Raw genomic sequence first — 12,210 nt, 5'->3', positions numbered from 1 at the left:
AATGGATTATTAATTTGTTCTCATGCCCCTTTTCAACCTTGACAGTTTCATTGAGTCAGAATTAGAATGTTTTATATGTTAACCTATACTAATTTTAGTTAACATATAAAAAGGAGAATGGCCATGCACAGTGAAAAACAATTACCTTGTTGGGAAGAAAAAATAAAAAAAGAACTGGCTCATTTAGAAGAGATTTCTCAAAAGCGTGAACTCGTATCAACCGGATGTGCCGAACAGCCTTGGCTTACGATCAACGGGTGCAGGATGCTTAATCTAGCTTCTAATAACTATTTAGGATATGCAGGAGATGAGCGGCTGAAAAAGGCTATGGTTGATGCAGTACATACATATGGTGCAGGAGCAACGGCTTCACGTTTAATTGTTGGCAATCATCCTCTTTACGAGCAAGCGGAACAAGCTCTTGTCAATTGGAAGAAGGCCGAAGCAGGACTGATCATCAACAGTGGATATAACGCGAACCTTGGAATTATCTCAACCCTGCTGTCGCGGAACGATATTATTTACAGCGATAAATTGAATCATGCAAGCATTGTAGATGGAGCTCTTTTAAGCCGTGCAAAGCATATACGCTATCGGCATAATGATTTAGCTCATTTAGAAGCATTTTTAAAAAAATCACCGATTGAAGCACGTAAATTAATCGTGACGGATACGGTCTTCAGCATGGATGGTGACTTCGCTTTTCTTGAAGACCTTGTTCGGTTAAAGGAACGTTATAACGCACTGTTGATGACAGATGAAGCACACGGAAGCGGCATCTACGGTGAAAACGGTGAAGGCTATGCCAGTCATCTCCATCTTCAAAATAAAATTGATATCCAAATGGGAACATTCAGTAAAGCGCTCGGTTCATTCGGGGCCTATGTTGTCGGAAAAAAATGGCTCATCGACTATTTAAAAAATCGCATGCGCGGATTCATTTATTCAACTGCACTTCCCCCGGCCATACTCGGTGCTATAAAAACAGCGATTGCACTTGTACAGCAAGAACCAGAACGCCGCTCATTGCTCCGAACACATTCAGAACACTTTAGAAAAGAACTCACATATAACGGATTTAATATTTGCGGAAGCCGCTCACAAATTGTTCCTATCGTCATCGGGGAAAACGAAAAAACGATGGAATTTGCAGCACGTTTACAAAAAGAAGGAATTGCGGCCATTGCTGTGAGGCCGCCGACCGTTCCTGAAAATGAGGCAAGAATCCGGTTTACCGTAACAGCTCTTCACGATAAAAAAGATCTTGATTGGGCAGTTGAAAAAGTTTCGATCATTGGAAAAGAAATGGGTGTTATTGAATGAAACGGCCGAATTTAGTCATGCTTCCTGGCTGGGGAATGGAAAAAGATGCGTTTCAACCGTTAATCAAACCGCTGTCAGAAGCATTTCACCTTTCATTTATAGACTGGAGAGATATGAAGGCACTAAATGACTTTGATGAACGGGTCATAGACACAATCGCTTCCATCGATGGTCCTGTTTATTTATTGGGCTGGTCATTAGGATCACTAGTATCACTTGAACTTTCAAGTTCGTTTCGAGAAAAAATAAAAGGTTTTATCCTTTTTGGCGCAACAAGTCGGTTCACTACAGGAGAAAATTATTCATTTGGCTGGAATCCAAGAATGGTCGAGCGCATGAAGAAACAACTGCAGCGCAATAAAGAGAAGACTTTGACTTCTTTCTATGAAGCAATGTTTTCCGATGCTGAAAAAGAAGCAGGTTTTTATCATCAATTCATCAAGACAATTCAACACGAGTTTCATGGCGATGATGTGTCTTCACTTCTGGTTGGTTTGGATTATTTACTTCAGAAAGATGCTCGAGCAAGACTAGACCGGATTGAAGCCCCCTTTTTAATGCTTCATGGGAGGGAAGACAACATTTGTCCACTTGAAGCCTCATCTTTCATTAAAGAGAATTTGGGTGGGAAAGCCGAGGTTCGTATTCTCGAAGGGGCTGGTCATATTCCATTTTTCACAAAACCACAGGAATGTATGGAGCATATAAAAACATTTATTCAAAAGGAGTACGTTCATGATAGATAAACGATTGTTAAGCAAGCGGTTCAGTGAACACGCGAAAACATATGATGCGTATGCCAATGTTCAAAAAAACATGGCAAAGCAATTAGTGGATTTGCTTCCTCAAAAAAACACCAATCATAAAATCAATATTCTTGAAATCGGCTGCGGCACCGGTTACTTAACCAGGTTACTCGTCAAAACATTCCCTAATGCCGCTATTACGGCTGTTGATTTGGCACCTGGAATGGTTGAAGTGGCAAAAGCAAAAGGAATGACAAAGGAAGACCGTGTTACATTTTTATGTACGGACATCGAAGAAATGGCGCTAAATGAAAATTACGACTTGATTATTTCCAATGCAACATTTCAATGGCTGAATGATCTTCCTGCAACCCTTGAAAAACTGTGTACACGATTAACGGCTGAAGGAAGCCTGATATTTTCAACGTTCGGAATAGATACCTTTCAAGAGCTTCATCGGTCATATGAACATGCGAAAGAAAAGCTTCAACTATCCATGGATAGTTCACCAGGCCAAATGTTTTACACTCTGGAAGAATTATCCCAAGTTTGTGAAGCGGCAATCCCCTATCCAGCAGCAGTTCCAATCGAGATAACAAAAATAGAAAAGCTTGAACTGGAGTACTTTCAGACAGTACGTGAATTTTTCACTTCTATTAAAAAGATTGGCGCAGCTAACAGCAACAAAGAAAACTACTGCCAGCGCCCATCCTTTTTTCGAGAGTTAATGAACATATACGAAGCAGAATACCGAAACGAATCAGGTGTGAAAGCAACCTATCACTGTTTGTTCTTAAAGATGGAAAAACATGATTGATCCGAAGATAAGCATTTGGGATACAAGCAAAATATTATACATAATTGCAGACCGTTCATATATAGTAACGACTAGTATTTCAGCCGCTTACTGTCAATTAGCCAGGTTCCCAGTCAAGCAATTCAGGCCGCCGCTTCTCCTAACTCCTTTGGAGAGGCGGCGGCCATTTTACGTATAACTTCATCCAAATACCTTGCCATCCGTAATATTGACCACTCGATCACATAAATCCAACATTCTTTCATCGTGCGTCACCATGATGGCTGCTTTATTTCTTGATTTCACTTCATTTGCAAGCATTTCAACAACATCCCTGCCTCTTTTGGAATCAAGACTTGCGGTCGGTTCATCCGCTAAAATGATTTCTGGATCATTCATCAGCGAACGGGCGATGGCTACACGCTGCCGTTCACCGCCCGACAGTGCTTCCGGAAAGTGGCCAGCCCGGTGTCCAAGTCCGAGGTGGCTAAGCAATTCGTCCGCTTTTTTAACAGTTGTTTTATCTCGCTTGCCAATCAGTTCAGAAAGTAGCAGAAGCTGATCTCGTACGGAGAGATATGGCACAAGATTCGACGATTGGAATACAAACCCGATCTTTTCAAGGCGCACTCGAGTCAATTCTTTTGGGGATAGTGTTGTAATATCCTCGCCATTCAGCCGTAGGCGGCCTTTGCTCGGGGTTAGTAACGCACCTGCTATTGAAAGGAAAGTACTTTTTCCTGAGCCTGAAGGACCCACGATGGCGACGAATTCCCCCGCTCTCACATTCAGGGAAATATCATCAAGGGCTATAACCTTATTATCGCCTTCCCCATAAATCTTACTGACGTTTTCAAATGATAGTTTATCCCCCATCATGATACCCTCCCTATTGCTTCGATCGCATCTATCTTCGCTACTCGGTATAGTGATAGCAGCGAACCCAATACGGATACAGCCAAAAGTAACACGGAATATTTAACGACCAAATCGGTACTCAATTCAAATGGCATTCCTTCTGGCATGATTAAAGTGACGCCATATGTCAGGGCAACACTGATGGTTATGCATGTCACGGCAAGCAGCAATACTTGACCAACGATACTTTTTGCCAGGTAGCCAGTATTGGCCCCAAGTGCTTTAAGGACTCCAAATTGATTCGTCTTCTGCAAGGTAATCACATAAAAGAATACAGCCAAAACGAAAGCTGCGATGACAAACAAGAAGGCAATCATCATCGTCAACGTACCCTGTTCCTCTTTGAACCCTGGTATACTCTGAAGTGATTCTTCTTTCGAAATGAGCGTTAGTCCTTCAGGCAATGATTCACGTACATTCTCTTCTGACTTCGAATCCATTTGCAAGGCTATTGTGCTGATTGAGTCTTTTCCGTGATTTTTCAATCCAGGATTAATCTCCTGCCACCCCTTAACATTCATGTACACTACAGGTGAATGGCTATAAGACTGCTTTTCAGTAAAACCAACAATGGTAAAAACCTTACCAGATAGGTCATCTTTAAGTGAATCACCCAATTTATAACCGACTTCTTTTAAAGAACGATCTGCAACGACTTCGCCTTGTTTCTTATTGTCATAGCTCGTTCCTTCTATGAGCTTCGGTGCTAAAATCCCACTGGCATCAGTCGCAAAAATCGTGACATCCGTTTTCTCCGAAGAACCGACTTTATTCAATGTGATCATCATTTGCCCAAGTCCTTCGGCTGCTTTAACATCCGATGAAGCTCGGATTTCATCCAGCTTTTCCATCGATATGATCGATCGGTTCAATTTATTTTTAGAGTCATGCTCCATAACGAAATAGTCGGCCTTCATGTTTTGTATGGATGAAGCATTATCTGAAGAAAGTCCATTAGCTAATCCTGAAATGATAAAGACAAGCAAAGCGACCAATACCATGATCAGTCCAATCAGCAGATAACGTAATTTTGAATGCTTTAGTTCACGTATTGCCAAAAACATCATTTCATCTCCCATTCCTTTTGTTTACCGATCAAGTTCTGCTTGAATCGGTATGACCAGATTGTAAACAATCAATATGAATGGAAGATGAACAACTGATTACATAAGGGGCATCCGTACATAAAAAGTGGTCCCTTTACCAAGTTCGCTTTGAACTTCAATCGTTCCCCCATGAAGTTCAACCGTCTTCTTCGTAATCGAAAGTCCTAATCCGCTTCCGGTTTCACTCCTATTCCTCACTTTGTCGACTTTATAAAAGCGATCAAGGATATAAGGGAGGTCTTCTTCTGGAATTCCGATGCCCGTATCCGCGATCATCACTTCAACAGTACTGCCTATTCTTTTAATCCGAATATCGATTGAACTGCCGCTTTCCGAGTATTTAATGCCGTTGGTTATCAAATTCGTCCAAACTTGATTTAACAGTTTTTCATCTGCAGAAATGACGGTTGACGGCAAATCCATTTCGATCACCATATCCTTTTCCCGCCAATTCCATTCCAGCATGAACAACACCTGCCGGATTTGCTGCGCTAAATCAAACTTTGACCGCTGCAGCGGTTCATCTACTTTATCCAACGAAGCAAGCATGAGCAGCTGTTTGCTTAACGACGACATGCGCCTGCTTTCTTTTTCAATGATGGACAAGTACTGATTTCTTTGTTCTTTTGTTAATTCCTCCGATTGAAGGGTTTGGGAAAAACCTTGGATCGATGCAAGCGGAGATTGAATTTCGTGAGATACATTCGATACGAACTCCTGCCTCATATCATCCAACCGCTGTATGCTTTGAGTCATTTTCGAGAAATGCTGTGCCAAGTCCCCTATTTCATCGCTTCGGGAGACATTCAATTCACTACTATAATCCCCATCGGCGATTCTTTTTGTAGCCTCCGTTAATTTCGTAATCGGCTTAACGATGAAACGCGTGTTAATGATCACAAATAAAAAACTGAGAAGGAGCGTCAGTACAAGCAAAACTGCAAGGAAAAAGCGAAATTCGCCAAACTGCAGCTCTATATTCGGCCTTACAAACAATGCATGCTTTTCGCCATTCACTTTCATCGGGACCCCAATGCTATTAATTAATACATCTTCAAAAAACCCCGTAATAAATAACCCATTATTATAATTGGTGATCCCTTGATAGGTCTTCCCATTCAAAACTCCGGAAATCGTGTCGCGATCCAAGCTCGTATCCCGAAACGGCTCACCATATAAAGTTCCTTCACCTTGCTCATTAAATAGATACATTTGATAGTGCAATCCTGCAACATGGTTTAAATACGCATCAATATCCTGATCAGGATTCTCCTCATATAAGGAGACGATCTCACTTGCGACTTTGCTTATCTTCTCACCATTGTAGGGTTTTTGAACCTGGTGATAATAAACATTGGAAATTAAAAAAGCGATGACACTGGCAAGCACCATGATCAAAATGGTTTGAATAACTATCCTGAAATAGAGTGTTTTCACTTCTTGTTGACCTCCAGTTTATAACCTAAGCCACGGACAGTCGTTATAACAAAATCATCGGTCCGCCCGGCAAAACGTTCCCTTAACCGTTTAATATGGACATCAACCGTTCGATCATCCCCTGCAAAGTCAGCACCCCACACAAGTTCGATAAGCTGCTCACGCGTAAAAACATGATCAGGAAAACTCCCCAGCTGAGCCAGCAGCTCAAATTCCTTAAGCGGCAGGAGCAGCGTATTCCCCTTTATTCGCACTTCGTAACTTTTACGGTCAATCACCGTTTGATTCAATGAGATGGATTCAGAATTCACCATACGGTACCTTCGCAATAGCGCTTTTATCCGAAATAATAGTTCCCTTGGCTCAAACGGCTTTACGAGGTAATCATCCGTACCCGCAAAATAGCCCTTTTCCTTATCGATTAGTTGATCTTTAGCTGTCAATAAAATGACCGGCAGATCATATTGATCGCGGATTTCCTTACAAAGATCCAGTCCGTTTTTATACGGCATCATAATATCGACAACAGCCAGATGGATCCGTTCCTTCTCCAGTAGCAAGGAAGCTTCATTCCCGTCCTTCGCTTCCGATACCATGTACCCTTCCTTTTCCAAGTGGAATTTAAGCAACTCCCGAATATGCCGATCATCATCCGCAATTAAAATATGTATCAAAGAAACCACATCTCCACTTCTTTTATAGGCTCTGGCTAAACATACAATAGCAATAATTAAACCTGTAAAACAACAAATCTAATTCATTTTCCGGTTCCTTATAAATTAGCTTTCCAATAATTTCGATTCATATTGAAATGCATTTTTTAAAGTTTCATCACTTAATAAGTGATTTTCCCATTCCCCAATAAATGAACTTACTGTCTTTGTTGGGAGTATTTTTTTGAACTACCTGCTATACTACTACTAGATAAAAGTAAGGCATTAAACATATAGATGAATTTTAAGGATGAGAGAATATAATGTCACCAAAAATAAAATCGTCAAGAAAAATAGCTAGATATTCACTAATTATCATGGGGGCGGGTTATATTGCAACCACTCCATTTCAAGGTACGTTGCCGCTGGATTTATTACATGGAGGGTTTGAGGCTGGTTTAGTCGGCGGATTGGCAGATTGGTTTGCAGTCACTGCATTATTCCGCCATCCACTTGGTTTACCAATCCCCCATACAGCGCTTTTGCCCAACAATCGTAAAAGAATGACAAATGCACTTGTTTCGATGCTAAAAAACGACTGGCTTTCTAAGGAAAGCATTCAGGACAAAGTAAAACATATTCCTTTTACTGAAAAATTGATCCCTATTTTAGTAAAAGAGATTCAAAGTGATACTTTTAGAAAAGTCCTGATTAAACTGATCAAGCAAATGATTGGTTATATAGATATAGAAAAGGTTACACCTTTCGTTACAAAAAAAATTAAAGCATCACTTTCTAACATAGACATGGACAAGATTCTGCATTTAGTAAGTTCAGAGTTACTTAACGAAGAGTTTGATAAGAAGGCTTTGGATCATGTTTTGAAAAAAGCGGAAGATTGGTTAGGGAAAAAAGAAACCAGTCATCGACTTGGCACTGTTTCCATGGATGTACTCAGCAAGATTGAACTGGAAGGTATGCTTCAGTTTGCCGTTAAATCCATTCAAAGTCTACTTAACGAAGAGAAACTTGGGAATATCATCCAAAATCTGTTATTAAGTGTCGTAAATAATTTACAAAACGAGAAAGAACCAAATAGAGAAGCTTTAATCTTATATATCCGGAAAGAGATACAAGGCATTAACCATAACCGGGAACTGTTGGAAGGAGTTGAAAAATGGAAAAATCAACTTCTGACAAAATGGGAGCCTGAGGCGACAATAGAGGGAAGCCTAAAACAAATTCAACAAGAAGCATTGGATTTCGTCGAAGATGAACATTTCATGGATACTTACCTTACGCCACTGATTCATCATATACTGGACAATATTAAGGAAAATAGCATCCACATCGATAACTGGATACAGAAACAAATTACTGTTCTCATTGAAAAAAATCATACGCAAATCGGCAATCTTGTACAAGAAAACTTAGATAAGCTAGACAATGAAACGCTGATTGATATGATGGAAAATGGTGTAGGAAAAGACTTACAATGGATTCGGGTGAACGGGGCGGTCTGTGGTTTTATCATAGGGCTTATCCTAACAGGTGTACAGGCTCTGCTTAAGCTGTTATAATCCAGGCACCTTCGGCCGGTTTGGTAAAGGCATTATACTGTTGTTACTAAATCAACTGGCGCTGATTCGTTTTTCTGAAAATGTAGGGATAAACAAAAGGCCAGCCAAGGTTTTCATGAAACACCTCGGCTAGCCTTCCCATTTTCATATTCACGTGTTTGCATCAATAGACTTAGATTACAGGTACAACATATTAATCAAAGCCCCACTCAAAGCGGGGCTTCAATTAACTAAGGTTTGAAATGCTGATCACTAAGCCAGCCATCAATATGATCTAAATTAAAAATCAACAAATTATCGATGGGTCTGAGGTGGGGTATCTTTTTATTTAATATTAGATCATTGATTTCCTCTTCAGTAATTGGATAATTTACCGACTCAAGGTAGATCATCAAACTTTTTATACCATAGGCTTTCCTCATTTAATCACCTCCCACCAAATTCTCCTTATTCAACATAAAGAAAACTTAGTGCTAGATATTAAATGAAAGACCGCTTAATTCTTAATACCCACTTTTTTGAAGAAATAACCGCTTTTACTTTATGTAGGCGCTTTAAATCAGGAAATTAATCTAATGTATAAGGTTTCCTTTCTTCGATTATCTCCACTTCATCCCATTCCACAGATTTTGAGTACATAAATTTATCTGTTCGTTCAAACCCGATCTTTTTAGCAAGTTCAGTGTTTGTTGTATCCAACAATACTTTTCCGGTTTTTCTTTCTTCAGAAGCTGAAAACATCTCTCCCTTATATACTGCCTTTGAATTTATCTTAAATAAATCTACCTCTTCTACAGAAACATTTTTTATATAGATATTTTCATCTAAATGTTTGAAACCTTGAGTTAGATCAGCATATTTATTACTTATTAACCTTATAGCTTATCTTTCAGTAGACTAACACTATACTCGCTACCATTATGTATTGCATACTTTCCTTTTCTTATCATAGGTTCCTCCATTTTCAAACTTTATCAAGCATGGAATAATTCTCTATTTAATTTTTCAGCTTTATGTAATTCTCCTAATAACGGATTTTGATAGTCATTAAAACTATCCATATAAGCCCTTACGCCGCCAATAATATTTAATTCCCTTATATCTTCATTACACTCCATTACATCCAATGCATTCTTATATCTAATATATATAAGTTGAAAAACGCCGCTAGTAATTTCATTACTATAATCTTTTTCAAGATTATTTATTTCAACTTTTAATTGATCGATTAACTGCTTTTTCTTATCCATTTCATCTTCCTATCTACTCGCCTATAAAGGAGACCCTTAACAAAACAGTTCCAAAGCTCATTAGAGGGGATAGTACAATAAATATAATCGCGTTTGAAATGAAGAAATTAATCTAATGAATAAGGTTTCCTCTCCTCGATTATTTTCACTTCATCCCATTCCACAGATTTGGAGTACATATATTTATCTGTCCGTTCAAACCCCATCCTTTTAGCAAGTTTAGTGTTTGTTGTAGCCAACAATACATTTCCAGTTCTTTTTTCTTCAGATGCTGGAAACACCTCTCCCTTATATACAGCATAGGGATTAATAGAATATAATTCTTTAACTTCACTTACACCTACCATTTTCGTGTAAATATTATTTTTGTAATAAGTAAAGCCATTGTCCATATCTTTTTTATCATTGCTAATTAATTCAATAGCTTCCACTGTATCAGACTCTATGAATCTATACTCTCTCCCATTATAGATCGTATACTCACCTTTTCTTATCATTTTCCCACTCCATTATTTAATTTTCCATCACCAATAATAAACTGCTTCGCTTCCCTTTTAACATAGCATAATCTGTCCTCAGAACATAAAAAAACCCTATAAAGGACTTTTATAGGGCGTTTCTTATGTTTATATGAGGGGTTTTACTTCAATCCCCATATTGTTCTTTAATTGCTTTATCTGCACAAAATCTATGGAATTGCTCAATTAATTTATCAATATCTTCTTTTCTTGTGATTTTCTCAAGCCATTCTTTAGGAATGTCGTCCATTTTATAGTACATACCTGCCATTGTCCCTGTAATGGCACCTACTGTATCCGTATCATCCCCTAGATTCACTGCTTTTAAAACGGCATCGCTAAACGAATTTGAATTTCCTAAGCACCAAATGGCTGCTTCCAACGTATGAACGACATAACCATCTGACTGAATTTCTTCATGTGGTAATGAAAAGAAATCTTCCTCAAAAATCCTTGAATAGAATTGCAGCTCTTTGGTATATATGATCTTTATCAAAATTCTCATCAAAAAGTTCTTTTATTTCCCTTTTTGAAACTTCAGGAGAATTATTATAATAAAGTCTAAGTAAAAACTCGACATAAATAATGGAACCTACCACAGAACGCGGATGAGAATGTGTAACTTCCGTATATTTTTTAATGGTTTGGATTTTTTCAATGAAATTAAAGTTATTAAAAAGGATAAATGCCACGGGAGCGATCCTCATCAACGCCCCATTCCCATTATCAAACATGGCATTTCCGCCACATTCTGGTGCCGGGGATCCATTTCTAAACTTGGTTATGGCTTCACTGGTTGTTCTGCCAATATCGAACATTTCATGATGTGGTGTCCAATAGCCAGATTCCATATACTGAACGAATTTTTGCATGAGCTCCGCTGAATCGCCTTTTTCAATTAAGTTTTCAATTAAACATAAAGTTAATGAAGTATCATCCGACCAAGTGCCTGGCGGCTGATTATAGGTTCCATATCCCGTTATATCATTAATAGTGAAAGTCCCTCTTTTTTTAAATTCAACTGGGACACCAAGCAAGTCTCCAACAATACCGCCATACAGACTTGGTAACATTCTTTTTTTTAGATTATATCTCAAAAAACTTTTACTATCGTCTTCCCATCTGTCTACCATTCTTCTGCCTGCCATTCTTTACACCTACTTTTTATTTAAGTACTATTTTGTCTGCTTCTGTACTCCTTGCTCAATTCAATGTACTACGGATTGATTAAGGTAACACTTTGGTTTTATATACACTAATACCTATACCACAAAATTACTTTAGTTTTTTTTCCTTTTATAAAAAAACCTTGAATGGCTTTAGCCACTCAAGGTTTCATTTTATTCTAGCAAAATACGGTTTTCATTTTCGATATTCTTAACTATGTTACCACGGCTTGCAATGGTTTTTGGTGCATTGGTTAAGTAGTCTGGTTTTCAAATCAACTGGTTTATCTCCAATAATTCTACTTCCCTATTTTCCCCATCGTTATCATAAATAAAAACTTGAAAATTCGATCCTCGTTACCCTTTTCAATAATTGAAAAATTTTGTCTTTCATCCACATTATACAATATCCAATTTCCATCTTCAAAGTAACAACCTGTTGAAATTGGTACATTAGTTTTTTTTCCAATAACAATATTGAGTTCTTGTAAATCTACACCTAACTCTTTTATCTTATTTTCATATTCACTTCGTGTCATTTTACCACTACCCCATTGGACAAATTCCTCAGCTTGACCATTATTATTTAGGTTAAAAAAAGTTCAAGCATTTGAAGGTGCGGTAAAACAATTTTTTAAAAAATATGCGTTCCTTGGATTATGTGTTTTAGGTTTGAAAGATGGTTTATTCGGCACTGGGTAACCACATTTTAAACAC

At 38.4% G+C, this 12,210-nt stretch carries 13 protein-coding genes and 1 pseudogene; 4 read left to right on the top strand and 10 right to left on the bottom strand.

Annotated features, from left to right (window positions below):
* Window positions 1–123 precede the first annotated feature (123 nt).
* From bioF to bioC, 3 genes are read left to right on the top strand one after another with little or no spacing between them, the layout of a single operon-like run.
* The gene (bioF, locus tag ACIQYG_RS13085) at window positions 124–1,323 is read left to right on the top strand and encodes an 8-amino-7-oxononanoate synthase (protein ID WP_402838622.1); all 1,200 of its coding nucleotides are present in this window, start codon (window positions 124–126) and stop codon (window positions 1,321–1,323) included.
* Window positions 1,320–2,069 carry an alpha/beta fold hydrolase gene (locus ACIQYG_RS13080; RefSeq protein ID WP_402838620.1) on the top strand — a complete coding sequence of 250 codons (750 nt, stop codon included), beginning with the start codon at window positions 1,320–1,322 and terminating at the stop codon, window positions 2,067–2,069. The genes bioF and ACIQYG_RS13080 overlap by 4 nt, the downstream gene beginning before the upstream one ends.
* Window positions 2,059–2,886, top strand: coding sequence for a malonyl-ACP O-methyltransferase BioC (gene bioC, locus ACIQYG_RS13075; RefSeq protein ID WP_402838619.1), 828 nt, complete (start codon window positions 2,059–2,061; stop codon window positions 2,884–2,886). The genes ACIQYG_RS13080 and bioC overlap by 11 nt, the downstream gene beginning before the upstream one ends.
* A gap of 180 nt (window positions 2,887–3,066) precedes the next feature.
* Here bioC and ACIQYG_RS13070 read toward each other — a convergent pair whose 3' ends face one another.
* From ACIQYG_RS13070 to ACIQYG_RS13055, 4 genes are all read right to left on the bottom strand, one after another.
* Window positions 3,067–3,744, bottom strand: coding sequence for an ABC transporter ATP-binding protein (locus ACIQYG_RS13070; protein WP_402838617.1), 678 nt, complete (start codon window positions 3,742–3,744; stop codon window positions 3,067–3,069).
* Entirely contained in the window at window positions 3,741–4,847 is a 1,107-nt protein-coding gene (locus ACIQYG_RS13065; protein WP_402838923.1) for an ABC transporter permease, read from the bottom strand. The genes ACIQYG_RS13070 and ACIQYG_RS13065 overlap by 4 nt, the downstream gene beginning before the upstream one ends.
* A 99-nt stretch (window positions 4,848–4,946) precedes the next feature.
* Window positions 4,947–6,326: a sensor histidine kinase gene (locus ACIQYG_RS13060; RefSeq protein ID WP_402838615.1), complete on the bottom strand. Its 1,380-nt coding sequence runs from the start codon at window positions 6,324–6,326 to the stop codon at window positions 4,947–4,949.
* Window positions 6,323–7,000 carry a response regulator transcription factor gene (locus tag ACIQYG_RS13055; protein WP_402838613.1) on the bottom strand — a complete coding sequence of 226 codons (678 nt, stop codon included), beginning with the start codon at window positions 6,998–7,000 and terminating at the stop codon, window positions 6,323–6,325. Before ACIQYG_RS13055 ends, ACIQYG_RS13060 begins: the two co-directional genes overlap by 4 nt.
* 302 nt (window positions 7,001–7,302) lie before the next feature.
* Between ACIQYG_RS13055 and ACIQYG_RS13050 the strand changes: the two genes are divergently transcribed.
* Window positions 7,303–8,559 (top strand): DUF445 domain-containing protein, encoded by a 1,257-nt coding sequence (locus ACIQYG_RS13050; protein WP_402838611.1) that lies wholly within the window; start codon window positions 7,303–7,305, stop codon window positions 8,557–8,559.
* 230 nt (window positions 8,560–8,789) lie between these two features.
* Here ACIQYG_RS13050 and ACIQYG_RS13045 read toward each other — a convergent pair whose 3' ends face one another.
* From ACIQYG_RS13045 to ACIQYG_RS13020, 6 genes and pseudogenes are all read right to left on the bottom strand, one after another.
* Entirely contained in the window at window positions 8,790–8,981 is a 192-nt protein-coding gene (locus tag ACIQYG_RS13045) for a hypothetical protein (RefSeq protein WP_133351656.1), read from the bottom strand.
* 145 nt (window positions 8,982–9,126) lie between these two features.
* Complete coding sequence (locus tag ACIQYG_RS13040) at window positions 9,127–9,300, bottom strand: hypothetical protein (RefSeq protein ID WP_402838608.1); 174 nt, start codon at window positions 9,298–9,300, stop codon at window positions 9,127–9,129.
* Window positions 9,301–9,533: 233 nt separating this feature from the next.
* Window positions 9,534–9,809 carry a hypothetical protein gene (locus tag ACIQYG_RS13035; RefSeq protein WP_402838606.1) on the bottom strand — a complete coding sequence of 92 codons (276 nt, stop codon included), beginning with the start codon at window positions 9,807–9,809 and terminating at the stop codon, window positions 9,534–9,536.
* 107 nt (window positions 9,810–9,916) lie between these two features.
* A complete protein-coding gene (locus tag ACIQYG_RS13030; RefSeq protein WP_402838605.1) occupies window positions 9,917–10,306 on the bottom strand; it encodes a hypothetical protein in 390 nt (129 codons plus the stop codon).
* Between the two features lie 148 nt (window positions 10,307–10,454).
* Window positions 10,455–11,475: pseudogene (locus tag ACIQYG_RS13025) on the bottom strand (ADP-ribosylglycohydrolase family protein).
* A 317-nt stretch (window positions 11,476–11,792) separates the two neighbouring features.
* The gene (locus tag ACIQYG_RS13020) at window positions 11,793–12,032 is read right to left on the bottom strand and encodes a hypothetical protein (RefSeq protein WP_402838603.1); all 240 of its coding nucleotides are present in this window, start codon (window positions 12,030–12,032) and stop codon (window positions 11,793–11,795) included.
* Between the last annotated feature and the right edge of the window lie 178 nt (window positions 12,033–12,210).

This window comes from Peribacillus sp. NPDC096622, from assembly GCF_044762665.1.
GTDB classification, from domain to species: Bacteria; Bacillota; Bacilli; order Bacillales; family DSM-1321; genus Peribacillus; species Peribacillus frigoritolerans_B.
This window is presented reverse-complemented; position numbering and strand designations above follow the sequence as displayed.

Coding starts and splice junctions, on each gene's coding strand:
- bioF (WP_402838622.1), top strand. CDS start 124: ATGCACAGTGAAAAACAATTACCTTGTTGGGAAGAAAAAATAAAAAAA.
- ACIQYG_RS13080 (WP_402838620.1), top strand. CDS start 1,320: ATGAAACGGCCGAATTTAGTCATGCTTCCTGGCTGGGGAATGGAAAAA.
- bioC (WP_402838619.1), top strand. CDS start 2,059: ATGATAGATAAACGATTGTTAAGCAAGCGGTTCAGTGAACACGCGAAA.
- ACIQYG_RS13070 (WP_402838617.1), bottom strand. CDS start 3,744: ATGATGGGGGATAAACTATCATTTGAAAACGTCAGTAAGATTTATGGG.
- ACIQYG_RS13065 (WP_402838923.1), bottom strand. CDS start 4,847: ATGTTTTTGGCAATACGTGAACTAAAGCATTCAAAATTACGTTATCTG.
- ACIQYG_RS13050 (WP_402838611.1), top strand. CDS start 7,303: ATGTCACCAAAAATAAAATCGTCAAGAAAAATAGCTAGATATTCACTA.
- ACIQYG_RS13045 (WP_133351656.1), bottom strand. CDS start 8,981: ATGAGGAAAGCCTATGGTATAAAAAGTTTGATGATCTACCTTGAGTCG.
- ACIQYG_RS13040 (WP_402838608.1), bottom strand. CDS start 9,300: ATGTTTTCAGCTTCTGAAGAAAGAAAAACCGGAAAAGTATTGTTGGAT.
- ACIQYG_RS13035 (WP_402838606.1), bottom strand. CDS start 9,809: ATGGATAAGAAAAAGCAGTTAATCGATCAATTAAAAGTTGAAATAAAT.
- ACIQYG_RS13030 (WP_402838605.1), bottom strand. CDS start 10,306: ATGATAAGAAAAGGTGAGTATACGATCTATAATGGGAGAGAGTATAGA.
- ACIQYG_RS13020 (WP_402838603.1), bottom strand. CDS start 12,032: ATGACACGAAGTGAATATGAAAATAAGATAAAAGAGTTAGGTGTAGAT.